The following is a 14580-nucleotide window of genomic DNA, read 5'->3' as shown; positions in this document are numbered from 1 at the left end:
TTGTTTTTCCTCTATTTCAAACCAAGAATGCGACGATTTGTCTGATGATCTATGCCGCTGCTGGCGAAATCATCAAACGCGCGCTCTGTGACTCGAATTAAATGATCATTAACAAACTTGACGCCTTCCTCGGCTCCGGCTTCTGGGTGTTTCATGCAACACTCCCATTCGATGACAGCCCAGCCACCAAAATCATATTGAGTGAGTTTTGAAAAAATACCTTTGAAGTCGACTTGGCCGTCTCCTAAAGAACGAAAGCGCCCAGCCCGATCTATCCAACTCTGATAGCCACCGTAAACGCCTTGTCTGCCAGTGGCATTAAATTCAGCGTCTTTTACATGGAACATCTTGATGCGTTCATGATAAATGTCGATGAACTGCAAATAGTCGAGTTGCTGCAATACAAAATGAGAAGGATCAAAAAGGATATTGGCTCTAGGGTGGTTATTTGTCGCGGCTAAAAACATATCGAAAGTGACGCCGTCATGCAGGTCTTCACCTGGATGAATTTCATAGCAAACATTGACACCGCAGCGGTCGAATTCATCCAGTATTGGAATCCAGCGATTGGCTAATTCTTCAAAGCCAGCTTCAACCAAACCAGCTGGTCTTTGTGGCCAAGGGTAAAGATAAGGCCAGAGTAAGGCACCAGAAAAAGTAGCGTGATTGGTAAGACCTAGATTCTTGGAAGCGTGTGCGGATTTTAATAACTGATCGACAGCCCATTTTTGCCTAGCGTCTGGGTTGCCTTTGACATGATCCGGTGCAAAGCCGTCAAACATATCATCGTAGGCAGGGTGAACAGCGACCAATTGCCCTTGTAAGTGAGTAGATAATTCAGTCACAACCATGCCGTGCTTAGCAAGCGTGTCTTGAATGTATTGGCAGTATTGAAGATCACTAGCGGCACGATCTAGGTCAAACAATCTCTGATCCCAAGTGGGTATTTGGACGCCTTTAAAGCCAATGCTTGCAGCCCATTCAATAATGTTTTCAAACGTATTAAATGGTGCTTCATCACCAGCGAATTGCGCAAGGAACAAAGCGGGACCTTGTAAAGCCTGCATAATATTACCCCCATAGTTATTTTTATTTGAGTGGTTTTTATGTTTTGTAATCGATTACATTTTTAGTCATAAAAAAAGACTTTTGCAATGTTTTTTGTAAAGTCTTTTAGAAGAATTTTTTGAGTATAGTGGGTTTTTTTATCTAATCAAGTGAGTTTAGGCGATGAAATGATGTTTTTTTACTATTGAAAATAAGATGTAATAAAATGAAATGGTTACAAAATCGTCGAAGAAAAGCATGGTTAGATAAATGGGCCTAGGCAAAAACAGCCCCTTTTTCAGTGAGTTGCTGCTACTCAACATAGTCAAGTAATAGAGTTTAATCGCATGGCTAATAACACGAGAAAAGCCGCGAGAAAAGCCAAAAATATTTTTAATATCATGAGGCGTTTTTTTATAAAAAACGCTACACGCAAACAAAAAAAGATAATACCGCTTCTTAGATCATCACTTTACATTTATCCCACTCCATATGGAGATCGTTCACTTATAAAAATAACAAGGGATGAAAAAGATGAAAAAAATAGTGTCTATGAGTTTGCTCGCAACGCTCTGCGCAGCAACGTCTCTTCCTGCTTTAGCAGACGGCGAAAAGATTGGTTTGCTAATGTCTGACTTACGCCTAGAGCGCTGGCAGAAAGACCGAGACTTATTTACCTCAGCGGCGGAAGCCATGGGGGCAAAAGTCTATACCCAATCTGCAAACGGTGATGTCACCACTCAAATATCCCAAATCGAAAACATGATTTCTCGTGGCGTTGATGTGCTGGTTATCGTGCCTGAAAACGGTGAAGTATTAAGTAACGTACTTGCGGAAGCCAAGATGGAAGGCATCAAAGTACTGGCTTATGACCGACTGATTAAATTCGCTGACATCGATTTGTATGTGTCTTTTGACAACATTCGCGTGGGTGAAATGCAAGCCGAAGCCCTGCTTAAGCGTAAACCAACGGGCAATTACTTTTTAATGGGCGGATCGCCTACCGATAACAATGCGAAGATGTTCCGTCAGGGGCAAATGAACGTGCTTCAACCGGCAATAGATTCTAAAAAAATTAAAGTGGTTGGTGATCAATGGGCTATGGGCTGGTCTGCAGAAGCGGCATTGAACATCATGGAAAACGGTCTAACGGCGAACGCCAATAAAATCGATGCAGTGGTTGCTTCCAACGACTCAACGGCGGGTGGCGCGGTACAAGCGCTAGCGGCTCAAGGCTTGAGTGGTAAAGTGGTTATTTCTGGTCAAGATGCAGACCTTGCCGCAATGCGCCGTATTGTTGCTGGCACACAAACCATGACGGTGTACAAACCGATTTCTAAACTGGCGACAACCAGCGCAGAAATGGCCGTGAAACTGGCTCGTGGTGAAAGCATCAATGTGAATGGTCAGGTTAACAACGGCAAAAAAGATGTTGATGCCGTGTTGTTAACGCCTATTTCGGTCAATAAAGATAACCTAGATTCCACCGTTATTGCCGATGGTTATCACTCACGTAGCTCTGTTTACAACCCTTAGTTCATTCCTATAAACAGCACCCAAAAGGTGCTGTTTGCTTTTCTGGTTTAAAAAAGAGATGTAGAAAGAGGCGTAAACATGAAGCAACCCTTATTGGACATGCGTGGGATTGTAAAAAGTTTCTCCGGTGTCCGTGCATTAAATGGCGTCAGTATTCAGCTTGAGCCTGGGGAAGCCTTGTCCATTTGTGGCGAGAATGGCTCAGGAAAATCAACCTTGATGAAGGTGCTGAGCGGCGTTTGGCCTTTTGGTTCTTACGAAGGTGAAATTTATTTTGAAGGAAATCTTGTTAAAGCATCCAGTATTCGAGATACCGAAGCCCTAGGGATCGTCATTATTCACCAGGAATTGGCGCTCGTTAAAGATATGACTGTTTTAGAAAATATCTTTCTGGGTAATGAGCTTGGTTCGTTTGCAAGGCTGAATGACGAAGAAATGCACCGTCGTACGTCGGAACTGTTGGCGCGAGTCAAATTGGATATTTTACCTGATACGCCAATCCGAGAGCTTGGTGTGGGCCAGCAGCAATTGATCGAAATCGCCAAAGCGTTAAACAAAAACGTGAAGCTATTGATATTAGACGAACCGACGTCTTCTCTGACCACCACAGAAATCGAAATCCTATTGAATATCGTCAGCGAGCTGAAGCAGCAGGGCATCGCTTGCATTTACATTTCCCATAAATTGGAAGAAGTATTGGCTTTATCCAATTGGGTCACGGTCATTCGTGATGGTGACCATATAGACTCCCGGCCTGTCGATAATCTAACGCAAAATGACATTATCAGCATGATGGTTGGGCGCGAATTAGATGAACTCTTCCCACGTGAAGAGCATGATATTGGTGACGTCGTATTGAAGGTAAATCATGCGATAGCGAAGCAAGCCGGTGCCTCGCGAGCACAGGTAGACGATGTTAGTTTCGAATTGCGTCAAGGGGAGATTCTAGGTATCGCAGGTTTGATTGGGTCAGGCCGAACGGAGCTGATGCAATGTTTGTACGGGTCATACGACGGACATTACGAAGCGGATATTGAATTAAATGATAAGTCTTTAACAATTCGTTCTCAGCGCACAGCGCTGGAAGCGGGTATTGCCATGGTGCCGGAAGACCGAAAACGCCACGGTATTGTGCCTATTATGAGTGTTGGACGGAACATTACCTTATCGGTATTGAAGCAATACTCTTCTTGGTTTGGCGCAGTGAATGAAGATAAAGAAAGCCAAGATATCGATCATTATATTGCCCAGCTGAAAGTAAAAACCGCGTCTCCTGAATTGTCTATTAAAAATCTGAGCGGCGGTAATCAACAAAAAGCCATCATCGCCAAATGTCTGTTAACCCATCCCAAAATTTTGATTCTCGATGAACCGACTCGTGGCATAGATGTGGGTGCGAAATATGAGATATACAAGTTGATGTTTGCACTCGTCAAACAGGGTATGTCCATCATTATGGTGTCGTCTGAATTATCTGAAGTCATTGGTATTAGTGACCGAGTATTAGTGATGCACGAAGGGCGACTAAAAGGGCAATTTGACCACCAAGGGTTGACTCAAGAAATGATAATGAATTGCGCGATCAAAGAGGATACAACGAATGTTTAAAACAATAAAAACCAGTCAACTACAACTGTTTGCCATGTTGGCAGCCATGCTGTTAATCGTCGTATTCTTTTCCTTTGCGACAGATGGTGCCTTTGTGTCACCGCGAAATATTTCTAACTTAATTCGTCAAACGGCCATTGTAGGCGTGCTCGCCATTGGCATGGTGTTTGTGATTATCAGTGCGGAAATCGATTTGTCCGTTGGTTCTATGATGGGCTTATTAGGTGGTGTGGCCGCGATTCTGGATGTTTGGTTTCACTTTCCTATTATGCTCACCATTTTAATCACGGTCGCAGCGGGTTTGGTGTTGGGCTTGTTTAACGGCTGGTGGGTTGCCTATCAAAAAGTGCCGTCTTTTATTGTCACTTTGGCAGGCATGTTGGCGTTTCGTGGCATTTTGGTTGGGTTAACCGACGGTGCAACGGTTGCGCCTACGTCTAGCTCGCTGGCGATTGTTGGGCAAAGTTACATTCCGTCTGGTTGGGGGATCAGCGTTGTGTCCTTGTTGTGCCTTGGTTTGGTAGCCAAAGTTTATGCTCGACGTAAAGCAAGACAAAAGCACGGAGTGGAAAATCAGTCGGCTAAATTTGAATACGCCAAAGCGACGATTGCTGTTGCCGTATTGATGGGCTTGTTGTTTATCTTGGAAAGTTATCGAGGTATTCCAACGCCAATCTTGATCATGGGCGGGCTGATTCTAATCGCCACCTATGTAGCAAAACGAACATCGTTTGGGCGTCGGATTTACGCTATCGGTGGCAACATCGAAGCGACTCGCATGTCCGGAGTTAACGTTGAACGCACTAAAATGTTGGTGTTTGGCTTCAATGGCATGATGGTCGCGGTGGCCGCATTAATACTGACATCTCGACTGGGTGCCGGCTCTCCTGCGGCGGGAAACATGGCAGAGCTAGATGCTATCGCGGCCTGTGTTATTGGTGGCGCCAGCTTAGCTGGCGGTGTTGGTGCGGTATTTGGTGCCATTATGGGCGCACTGATTATGGCGAGCTTGGACAATGGCATGAGCATGTTGGATGTGCCGACATTTTGGCAACTAATCGTTAAAGGCATGATTTTATTGCTCGCCGTTTGGTTGGACGTGAAAACCAAAAAATCGCAGTAAACAGCATTCATCAAGTCGAATTTATTTATAGGTATTGTATGTATATCGGTATAGATCTCGGAACGTCTGGCGTCAAAGTAATTCTCATGGATGAAAACGGACGCGTTGCGGCAAGCTGCTCGTCGCCTCTTTCTGTGTCGCGCCCTTTTGACCTTTGGTCGGAGCAAAATCCAGAAGACTGGTGGCAAGCAACTGACTTAGCAATGCTGCAGCTGGCTTCAGAGCACAATCTGCAAGGCGTGAAAGCCATTGGTTTATCTGGGCAAATGCATGGTGCGACCTTGCTTGGTAAGCAGGGTGAAGTATTGCGCCCGGCTATGCTTTGGAATGATGGCCGATCCCACGAAGAATGCTTGTCATTGCAACGACGCTGCCCAGAAGTTCAAGCTATTACGGGGAACCTAGTTATGCCAGGTTTTACCGCGCCTAAGTTACTTTGGGTGAAGCAACATGAACCAGATGTTTTTGCGCAAATAGACAAGGTTCTGCTGCCAAAAGACTACCTGCGCTTTCGCATGACAGGGGATTTCGCAACCGATGTGTCAGACGCCTCAGGCACGCTTTGGTTGAACATGGAGCAGCGTGCTTGGAGCGAGACCATGTTGCAAGCAACAGGCTTAAACGAAAAGCAAATGCCAAAAGTATATGAAGGCTCGGAAATCACCGGCACGATCGACGAGCTGTTGGCGAAACGCTGGTCTATGCCTATTGTGCCAGTGGTCGCGGGTGGTGGTGATAACGCCGCAGGCGCAGTTGGCATGGGCATTATATCCCCTGAACAAACCATGTTATCACTTGGCACATCTGGGGTGATTTTTGCGGTAAGTGATGGCTTTACAGCGAATCCTGCTGCTGCCTTGCACAGTTTTGGCCATGCGGTTCCGAATACTTGGCACACTATGTCGGTGATGTTGAGCGCCGCGAGCTGCATTGATTGGGTCACGAAATTGGCACAATTTAGCAGTGTGGAGCTGGCGTTATTAGCGGCTGAAAATCGTGTGGATCATGACAGCAAGCTGACTTTTTTGCCTTATCTAAGCGGAGAAAGAACGCCGCATAACGATGCCAATGCAAAAGGCGTGTTTTGGGGAATGACTCACGAAACGACGCCAGCGGATTTGGTTCTTGCAGTACTTGAAGGGGTGAGCTTTGCCTTGCTGGATGGATTGGATGCGGTACGCTCGGCACAAAATATCAGCGAAGGAATAGACGTGATTGGTGGCGGAGCCAAAAGCACCTATTGGTTACAAATGCTGGCTGATGTCTTTAATGTGTCAATGGATTACCGTGCAGGTGGCGAAGTTGGGCCTGCTTTGGGTGCGGCTCGCTTGGCGGCTATTGGCGATCAAGGCCAAGGCGCACTAAACGAAATTTGCACCAAGCCAGCGCTCATTAAACGTTACTTGCCTAATCAAGCAAATAGTTCTCGGTATACAGAGAAGCGCAGGCGCTTTCAGAATTTGTACCAAAGAGTAAAAGGGCTTTAATTAGCAAGGGCGGTGTTGCATGACGCCGCTCTTATTACCAACTTTCTTTCATTACGATTTCTGTTATTTCCTTTCTGATTTTTATCATTACCTAGAACCTGCAATATCAACAAGAGTATGATCAAGCTAATAATAAAAATTAGAGATGCTTTTGTATGTTTGAAAAACGCTATCGACTCAACTTGGTGTTTAATGCCAATAAAGTGTATGACCGACAAGTCATTGAAGGTATTGGTGAATACTTACATGCAGCTCAATGTGATTGGGATGTGTATTTTGAAGACGATTTTCGCTGTCGCCTAGATGCATTAAAACACTGGGAAGGGGACGGTATTATTGCCGATTTTGATAACCCCGAAGTGGAAGACATCCTAAAAGACACCAACATTCCCACCGTAGCGGTTGGCGGCTCTTACCATCATAAAGAAGATTATCCTCGCCTACCTTATGTCGCCACAGACAACGCTGCTTTGGTGCATTGCGCGTACCAACACCTGAAGCGCAAAGGGCTGCCCGCGTTTGCCTTTTATGGTGTGCCAAGTACCATTTATAGTCGGTGGGCCAGTGAGCGTGAGCATGCCTTTATCGAGCAAGTCCGTTCAGACGGCTTTGAGCCTCATGTACACCAAGGTTTCTGCACCTCGGCAGAAGTCTGGGAAACGGCACAGCGTGAGCTAGAAAACTGGCTTAAAAACCTTCCTAAACCCATTGGCATTGTAGCCGTCACAGATTCCCGTGCGCGCCATTTATTACAGGTCTGTGATCATTTGAATATCTTGGTACCAGAGCAAGTGGCCATTGTAGGCATTGATAATGAAAGCATGGCGAGGAACTTGAACCGTACAGCTTTATCTTCAGTAGAGCAGGGCAGTAAGCAAATGGGTTATGAAGCGGCAAAAATGCTGCATCGTATGCTACAAGGCTATTCTACGGAAAACTCGCTGGTGGTGGTCGACCCAACTGGCATAGCGGAAAGACAATCGTCTGATTATCGCGCATTGCACGACCCGTATGTTATCCAAGCCATGCATTTTATTCGTCATAATGCGTGTCGAGGTGTGAAAGTAGCACAAGTTGTTGATTACATTGGCATATCCAGAACCAACCTAGAAACCCGCTTTATCGACGAAATTGGCTGCTCAATGCACGAACAACTGCACATGACTAAGTTTTATCGCGCCTGTGAATTGATCACCTCGACCAACTTACCGTTCGATGAAATCGCCCGAACCTGTGGTTACCCTTCTGTACAATACATGTACACTGTATCGCGTAAAAACTTGGGCATGACACCTGGGGAATACCGTGTGTCGTCGCGGCTTGATAAAGAAAACAACCAACACTAAAGTATTTTTGAGACAGTGAGGGAGGGCGAAATGCTAAAAAATATAGACCCATTACTAAGTGGTGAATTGCTAAACGTATTGCGCACAATGGGCCACGGTGACGACATTGTTTTGGTGGATCGTAACTTTCCTGCGGCTTCTGTTGCGGCTGGAAAACCGGTCATTCGTCTAGATGGCGTGAATGTCATCCAAGCGGCTACGGCGATTTTATCCGTATTGCCGTTGGATACCTTTGTTGACCAGCCAGTGACTCGTATGCAAATGGTTGGCGAAGACGAATCGGTCATGCCAGAAGTACAGCAAGAGTTCGCAGCGCTATTAAAGACGGCTGACAGTGATAATGCAGAAATGGGCTCGTTAGAACGCTTTGCTTTTTATGAAGCTGCCAAACAGGCTTTCGCTGTCGTCGTAACGGGGGAAGCAAGAGGTTATGGGTGTTTTCTACTGAAGAAAGGCGTGATCTTTTCTTAAAATTTCTCGTAACATTTAGTAATAAAAAACACAGGCCAATCTTCGTTGGCCTGTGTTTTTTGTTCGCGATCTAACATGCGATCTTATTTATAAATATAGCCATTCAGCATATTTTCTAGCATCTCTTGACGACCAGAAACGGGCTGAGGGTCTATGTTGTTTTTAGTCGCATACTCCGCAAGATCTTGCAGTGTATGCTTGCCAGCTAAAATGTCGGCCCCTAAAGAATCGTTCCATTTTGCGTAGCGTTGTTCAACAAGCGTCGCTAGTTTTTCATCTTCGATCATCTTAACCGCGCGTTCTAAGGACAGTGCCAAAGTATCCATCGCGCCAATATGCCCGTGGAACAAATCCTCTAGATCCATGGACTGACGACGCAATTTGGTGTCAAACATGTAACCACCGTTCTGGAAGCCACCGTTTTTCAGAATCTCATACGTAACTAAAGTATATTCTTCAACACTGGTTGGAAATTGGTCTGTGTCCCAACCGAGTTGCGCGTCACCTTGGTTGGCGTCGACAGAACCAAGAATACCCAAGGAACAAGCCGTGGCGATTTCATGATGGAAACTGTGTCCCGCCAATGTCGCGTGGTTGGCTTCGATATTGACCTTGATCTCTTTCTCAAGCCCAAACTCTTTTAAGAAACCATAAACCGTCGCAGTATCGTAATCGTATTGGTGCTTGGTAGGCTCCGCAGGTTTCGGCTCGATCAACAAAGTGCCTTCAAAACCGATTTTGTATTTGTGTTCAACCACCATTTGCATAAAGCGACCAAGCTGCGCACGTTCGCGTTTTAAGTCGGTATTGAGCAAGGTTTCATAGCCTTCACGACCGCCCCATAGAACATAGTTTTGACCACCTAGTACTTTGGTTGCATTCATCGCATGAAACACCTGAGTCGCCGCGTAGGCAAAGATTTCAGGGTTAGGATTGGAAGCGGCGCCAGACATGTATCTTGGGTTGGAAAAGGCATTCGCCGTGCCCCATAACAGCTTGATACCAGTGGCTTCTTGCTTGGCTTGAAGAACATCAACCATTTGCGCAAAGTTATTAATATACTCTTTAAGTGAGCTGCCTTCTGGGCTGACATCCACATCGTGAAAACTGTAATAAGAAATACCCAGCTTTGTAAAGAATTCAAACGCCGCGTCGGCTTTCATCTTTGCCGCTTCCATCTCGGACGACGCCTTGTACCAAGGGCGGTCAAAAGTATTTGCCCCAAATACATCGCTTCCTTGCCAACAGAAACTGTGCCAATAACAGACCGCCATTCTTAAATGCTCAGCCATAGTCTTGCCCATAAGCACTTTATTGGCATCGTAATGTTTAAAAGCAAAAGGATTGCTGGAATTCGCGCCTTCGTATTTTATATGCGGCACATTCTTAAAAAACTCACTCATATCAGATCTCCTGATCGTTGTTATTTTTGTCCCTATGAATAATTGTTTTTTTGAACGATTGCTTCAATTACGAAATTTCTTGGAGCGGTTATTGAATTTGCTGGTGAAAGTAGGTCGCGCATTTATGCCGACAAAACGAGACGGCATCAAATCACAAAAAAATGTAGGTCGCGCATTTATGCCGACAAAAACGAGACGCATCAAATCACAAAAAATGTAGGTCGTGCATTTATGCCGACAAAAAACGAGACGGCATCAAATCACAAAAAATGTAGGTCGTGCATTTATGCCGACAAAAAACGAGACGCATCAAATCACAAAAAATGTAGGTCGTGCATTTATGCCGACAAAAAACGAGACGCATCAAATCACAAAAAATGTAGGTCGCGCATTTATGCCGACAAAAAACGAGACGGCATCAAATCACAAAAAATGTAGGCCGCGCATTTATGCCGACAAAACTACAAATAGATCGAATCCCAATAAGGGTAATCTTTTATACTGTTGACTAATTTTTTTCGTAAAGGGTTCGCAACAATGTATCGGGCAATATGAAGGCGATCATCTTCAGCCCGTAAAGCGTGATCGTGAAAAGAAGGCTGCCATAAATTTCCATTCTTGTTTAAGTGTTTATTTATCTTAAAAGCACTAGCTCCTTTCAAGTCCCCAACAATGCGAGGCAACGTTGAACTGTTACTTTTAAGTTCTAATAAACCGTGGAAATGATCGGGCATAAGAACCCATGTTAGCCATTTGCAATTATTGCGATTTTGGTTTGTCTCTATCAGCTCGCAAAATAAGCTAGCAGTATAGAAATCACTGAAATAGGGGATTCGGTCAAATATATTAAAAGTAATGAAATACTCACGATTGGGCTCTGAGTACCTTCCTTTTCTCAAGTCATTCCATGACATAAAAACTCCTTATTAATATTAAAGCCGCGATCTACCAAAGATACGATTTGTCGGGCTAAAGCCACGACCCACCAAAAAAATGTAGGTCGCGCATTTATGCCGACAAAAACGAGACGCATCAAATCACAAAAAATGTAGGTCGTGCATTTATGCCGACAAAAACGAGACGATATCAAATAGCATCTTGTCGGGCTAAAGCCGCGACCTACCAAAAATACGTTTTATCAGGCCAAAGCCGCGACCCACAGATAAGAATACTATCGGTTTTGTGCCGGTCGTTGATACCAAGGAAATACAAGGTCAGATGAGCCGAGGAACGAGGCATGATCTGACGGTTGTGCCTCCCTCATCCGGCTTACGAAAACGAATCATTCCTAACCTGTTACTTTGCCTGCATATAACGATCAGCGGCTTTGGCTAGAAAATCCGACCGATCTTTAAATTCATGATGAAAGCCCACGTAGGCATCGACTCTTGCTAATAGTGGTTCTGACAAGGTGATGTTGACGCGCTTTTGTTTGCCTTTTAAGCCTTCAACGGGCACCTCAATGGCTAGCCATTCAGTAAACTCTGGATATTGAGTACGATAATCAACAAAACCGGTATCTAACATCGATAGCATATGTCCATCGGCCATGATTTCTTCGGCCATTAAAAGAATTACTTCTTTGGCGCGATACAATACTTCATTTTGTTCATCTGCAGCAGAAACGCAGCCATACCCGAATGCTTCAAACATAGGAACAATAATGCCCCATGCTGTGTTGTTGTCCTGTGGGCGCTCTATACCAACCATAAATAACATAACCACCTCGCTTGCTGTTGGTGTTTTTAAGGTGCTGATTAAACCCCAGCCATTTTCTTAATACTGTTTAATGTGCCAATCGGAAGGTTTTTTTTTGGGTGAGGTACTGAAAATTTCTTTCCTGTTATGGGAGAAAACCATATCTGATGGTCTCCTTTTCCATGCCTTACAAACACGCATCCGTTGTCTTTGAGTTGCTTAATAAGATCCTTCGAGTTCATCTTTGCATCCTTGTTTTGAACTGGCGTTACTTGGATCAACATAAAATTATACACACGCATAAGTATAATTCTATGTTTATTTTATTTCTTAAGGCACGACGACGTTGCACTCCGGATGGTCTATTTCAATCAGCCCCTTTAACGTCCGCTTGGCGCCATCATCCCCATGCACCAAATGCACTTTCTTCGGCGGGACGCGCATACGCTTAATAAAATTCAACAAATCCCGTTGCCCTGCGTGGGCGGAATAACCGCTTATCTGCTGTACCTTGGCATTAATGGCATAACGCTTCCCATCAAACACCACATAACCATTTGGCTTATCGTGATACCGCAAAATATCCCGTCCTGGCGTACCTGCTGCCTGATAGCCCACAAATAACACATCGTTACGCTCATCATCCAACAAAGCTTTTAAATAATTCACAATACGGCCACCTGCGCACATGCCAGAAGCAGCAATAACAATAGCAGGGCGAGTTTGGCGTTGTAGGTAAGATACGGTTTGCAGATGAGTCTCGTGGCTATCTATCGTAGTCACTTGCTCAAAACTGAGTGGATGGCGACCCGAACTCACGCGGCGCTTGGCTTCTGCGTCCCAATAGGTTTTCAGCGATCGATACACAGTAGTAAAACGACTGGCGAGAGGGGAGTCGATAATAATATCAATGTCTTCCCAGTTTAGTAGCACACCAGAACGCGTTTGGCTCACAGTTTTCTGCTTGTTCTGGTGAATAATATGCTCTAGCTCATACAGTAATTCTTGCGTACGGCCAATACTAAACGCAGGAATCAACACCGTACCGGAATCGCTTAGCGCATGTTCTAAGCTTTGTTGGAGTTTTTGCTGGCGCGTAGATCTGTTCTCATGGTTACGATCACCGTAAGTACTCTCGATAACCAACTGGTCTGCACGATAAGGCGACTGCGGTGCACATAACAAAGGCGAATAGGGCGCGCCCAAATCCCCAGAAAACACCACATCCCAATATTTTTGGTAGGTCGTGCCTTTAGGATCATCTGCACCATTATTTTGGTAAGTCGCGCCTTTAGGACGACAAAGGTCACCCCCTTCAACCCGAAAAACAACATATGCCGACCCCAAAATATGCCCAGCACGACATAATCGAACTTGTACTTTGGTGGTATGGTTTGAAGTTAAAGGAACGTTCGTCCACTCTTTATATTCTAACGGCACCAACTGCGATGCCAAACGATCCAAACACGCCTTAATAATACTGGCATTACGTGTCACACCCACCTTAAGTGCATCTTCAATCACCAAAGGCAACAACGCCGCACTCGGTTTAGAGCAATAAATCGGCCCAGCAAACCCCGCTGCCAACAAATAAGGCAAACGCCCAACGTGATCGATATGAACATGAGTAATAACCAAAGCCTGCACAGCAGAAAGATCAAAGTCTATTTCTAAATTGTTTGAACTTGCCCCAGACCCAGACGTCTCCGCCCCCTGAAACAAACCACAATCCACCAACACAGACTGATCAGAATCCACAAACAACTCATGACAAGACCCAGTAACACCCTGCACAGCACCGTGATGCTTAATAGATAACATACAAATCCTTATGTATCGTTTTAAAGAAGAACCAAGATTAAACCACAATCCTAACCAGCATCAACCTAACTGTCCCTTCCCTCTCTCACTTGTAGGTCCGATGAGCCGAGGCACGAGGCGTGATCTGACGAATGATCATAACCAACATATCCTTACTACTCTCAAACGTTTTAAAAACGTCCACCTTACAAACACTTTTCAAACACATTCTTTGCTTAATTTGCTATCCTGACTTATCATTGTTCATCGACTGAACACAGCCTTGACCTGTCCCTTCCCACTTTTCCAAGAGGAAGGCTAGGATGGGGTCAAAATGGTTTAATACAAAAAAATAAAGGAGGTAAACACATGGGTCGCGTACAACACACATCATCATACTCGCCATCGCGCTTACCAAAACGCAGCCTTCTCAACCCTACACCACAAAGTGAGACGGTATGCTAGACGACGAATACCGCTACAAAATCCTAAAAGCCCTGCAGCAAGACCCAAGCATGAGTCAGCGAGAGCTTGCCAAGCGCCTAGAGATAAGCCTAGGCAAAGCCAATTTTTGCGTAAAAGCCCTAATCGAAAAAGGCCTTATAAAAGCCGACAACTTTAAAAACAGCACCAATAAAATGGGTTACCTATACCTACTCACACCAAAAGGTATAGAGGAAAAAGCCAGCCTAACCAAACGTTTTTTACAACGCAAAATAACAGAATACGAAAAACTAGAACAAGAAATAGAACAGCTACGCCAAGAAGTAAAAACATAGCGTGTCACTTGTAGGTCGTGCCTTTAGGCCGACAAAAGATGTGCTGCGACAAATCACGACATTATGTAGGTCGCGCCTTTAGGCCGACAAAAGATGTGCTGCGACAAATCACGACGTTATGTAGGTCGCGCCTTTAGGCCGACAATGTAGCCCGTAGGTCAGATGAGATGAGGCACGAAGCGTGATCTGACGATTAGCCATTATCGTTGAAATGGAAATGCAGCCCGTAGGTCAGATGAGACGAGGCACGATGCGTGATCTGATGATAAAAGGCAAAATAGA

General features: G+C 44.9%; 13 protein-coding genes. 7 read left to right on the top strand and 6 right to left on the bottom strand.

What is annotated here, in order from left to right; all coding sequences use genetic code 11:
• Positions 1-11: 11 nt before the first annotated feature.
• Positions 12-1067: a sugar phosphate isomerase/epimerase family protein gene (locus JSY38_RS06810; RefSeq protein WP_205116016.1), complete on the bottom strand. Its 1056-nt coding sequence runs from the start codon at positions 1065-1067 to the stop codon at positions 12-14.
• Positions 1068-1581: 514 nt separating this feature from the next.
• Here JSY38_RS06810 and xylF point away from each other — a divergent pair.
• The 6 genes from xylF (at position 1582) to JSY38_RS06780 (ending at position 8618) form a co-directional block, all read left to right on the top strand.
• Positions 1582-2583 carry a D-xylose ABC transporter substrate-binding protein gene (gene xylF, locus JSY38_RS06805; protein WP_205116014.1) on the top strand — a complete coding sequence of 334 codons (1002 nt, stop codon included), beginning with the start codon at positions 1582-1584 and terminating at the stop codon, positions 2581-2583.
• 78 nt (positions 2584-2661) lie between these two features.
• Positions 2662-4191 carry a xylose ABC transporter ATP-binding protein gene (locus JSY38_RS06800; protein WP_205116012.1) on the top strand — a complete coding sequence of 510 codons (1530 nt, stop codon included), beginning with the start codon at positions 2662-2664 and terminating at the stop codon, positions 4189-4191.
• Entirely contained in the window at positions 4184-5314 is a 1131-nt protein-coding gene (locus tag JSY38_RS06795; protein WP_205116010.1) for a sugar ABC transporter permease, read from the top strand. Before JSY38_RS06800 ends, JSY38_RS06795 begins: the two co-directional genes overlap by 8 nt.
• A gap of 38 nt (positions 5315-5352) precedes the next feature.
• Positions 5353-6801: a xylulokinase gene (xylB, locus tag JSY38_RS06790; RefSeq protein WP_205116008.1), complete on the top strand. Its 1449-nt coding sequence runs from the start codon at positions 5353-5355 to the stop codon at positions 6799-6801.
• Between the two features lie 155 nt (positions 6802-6956).
• On the top strand, positions 6957-8147 hold the full coding sequence (locus JSY38_RS06785; RefSeq protein WP_205116007.1) for a XylR family transcriptional regulator: 1191 nt from the start codon (positions 6957-6959) through the stop codon (positions 8145-8147).
• A gap of 30 nt (positions 8148-8177) precedes the next feature.
• Positions 8178-8618: an RbsD/FucU family protein gene (locus JSY38_RS06780; RefSeq protein WP_205116004.1), complete on the top strand. Its 441-nt coding sequence runs from the start codon at positions 8178-8180 to the stop codon at positions 8616-8618.
• An 83-nt stretch (positions 8619-8701) separates the two neighbouring features.
• Here JSY38_RS06780 and xylA read toward each other — a convergent pair whose 3' ends face one another.
• The 5 genes from xylA to JSY38_RS06755 all read right to left on the bottom strand — a co-directional run bounded on the left by xylA (position 8702) and on the right by JSY38_RS06755 (position 13540).
• Positions 8702-10021 carry a xylose isomerase gene (gene xylA / locus JSY38_RS06775; RefSeq protein ID WP_205116002.1) on the bottom strand — a complete coding sequence of 440 codons (1320 nt, stop codon included), beginning with the start codon at positions 10019-10021 and terminating at the stop codon, positions 8702-8704.
• Positions 10022-10482: 461 nt separating this feature from the next.
• On the bottom strand, positions 10483-10935 hold the full coding sequence (locus JSY38_RS06770; protein WP_205116000.1) for an REP-associated tyrosine transposase: 453 nt from the start codon (positions 10933-10935) through the stop codon (positions 10483-10485).
• A gap of 382 nt (positions 10936-11317) precedes the next feature.
• Positions 11318-11740, bottom strand: coding sequence for a type II toxin-antitoxin system HicB family antitoxin (locus tag JSY38_RS06765; RefSeq protein ID WP_205115995.1), 423 nt, complete (start codon positions 11738-11740; stop codon positions 11318-11320).
• A gap of 38 nt (positions 11741-11778) precedes the next feature.
• Positions 11779-11961, bottom strand: a complete 183-nt coding sequence (locus JSY38_RS18635; RefSeq protein ID WP_205115992.1) for a type II toxin-antitoxin system HicA family toxin — start codon at positions 11959-11961, stop codon at positions 11779-11781.
• 88 nt (positions 11962-12049) lie between these two features.
• Positions 12050-13540, bottom strand: a complete 1491-nt coding sequence (locus JSY38_RS06755) for an MBL fold metallo-hydrolase RNA specificity domain-containing protein (protein WP_205115991.1) — start codon at positions 13538-13540, stop codon at positions 12050-12052.
• 437 nt (positions 13541-13977) lie between these two features.
• Here JSY38_RS06755 and JSY38_RS06750 point away from each other — a divergent pair, with 437 nt between their 5' ends.
• Positions 13978-14298 (top strand): MarR family EPS-associated transcriptional regulator, encoded by a 321-nt coding sequence (locus JSY38_RS06750; protein ID WP_205115990.1) that lies wholly within the window; start codon positions 13978-13980, stop codon positions 14296-14298.
• Positions 14299-14580: the final 282 nt, after the last annotated feature.

The sequence above is a fragment of the Marinomonas foliarum genome (assembly GCF_016906065.1).
Lineage (GTDB): Bacteria > Pseudomonadota > Gammaproteobacteria > Pseudomonadales > Marinomonadaceae > Marinomonas > Marinomonas foliarum.
The sequence above is the reverse complement of the archived record's forward strand: the minus strand, read 5'-3'. Positions and strand labels throughout refer to the sequence as shown.

What these genes read in the sequence shown, in the direction of transcription:
- xylF (WP_205116014.1), top strand. Translation starts at nt 1,582, where the DNA reads ATGAAAAAAATAGTGTCTATGAGTTTGCTCGCAACGCTCTGCGCAGCA.
- JSY38_RS06785 (WP_205116007.1), top strand. Translation starts at nt 6,957, where the DNA reads ATGTTTGAAAAACGCTATCGACTCAACTTGGTGTTTAATGCCAATAAA.
- JSY38_RS06810 (WP_205116016.1), bottom strand. Translation starts at nt 1,067, where the DNA reads ATGCAGGCTTTACAAGGTCCCGCTTTGTTCCTTGCGCAATTCGCTGGT.
- JSY38_RS06800 (WP_205116012.1), top strand. Translation starts at nt 2,662, where the DNA reads ATGAAGCAACCCTTATTGGACATGCGTGGGATTGTAAAAAGTTTCTCC.
- JSY38_RS06770 (WP_205116000.1), bottom strand. Translation starts at nt 10,935, where the DNA reads ATGTCATGGAATGACTTGAGAAAAGGAAGGTACTCAGAGCCCAATCGT.
- xylB (WP_205116008.1), top strand. Translation starts at nt 5,353, where the DNA reads ATGTATATCGGTATAGATCTCGGAACGTCTGGCGTCAAAGTAATTCTC.
- JSY38_RS06795 (WP_205116010.1), top strand. Translation starts at nt 4,184, where the DNA reads ATGTTTAAAACAATAAAAACCAGTCAACTACAACTGTTTGCCATGTTG.
- xylA (WP_205116002.1), bottom strand. Translation starts at nt 10,021, where the DNA reads ATGAGTGAGTTTTTTAAGAATGTGCCGCATATAAAATACGAAGGCGCG.
- JSY38_RS18635 (WP_205115992.1), bottom strand. Translation starts at nt 11,961, where the DNA reads ATGAACTCGAAGGATCTTATTAAGCAACTCAAAGACAACGGATGCGTG.
- JSY38_RS06765 (WP_205115995.1), bottom strand. Translation starts at nt 11,740, where the DNA reads ATGTTATTTATGGTTGGTATAGAGCGCCCACAGGACAACAACACAGCA.
- JSY38_RS06780 (WP_205116004.1), top strand. Translation starts at nt 8,178, where the DNA reads ATGCTAAAAAATATAGACCCATTACTAAGTGGTGAATTGCTAAACGTA.
- JSY38_RS06755 (WP_205115991.1), bottom strand. Translation starts at nt 13,540, where the DNA reads ATGTTATCTATTAAGCATCACGGTGCTGTGCAGGGTGTTACTGGGTCT.
- JSY38_RS06750 (WP_205115990.1), top strand. Translation starts at nt 13,978, where the DNA reads ATGCTAGACGACGAATACCGCTACAAAATCCTAAAAGCCCTGCAGCAA.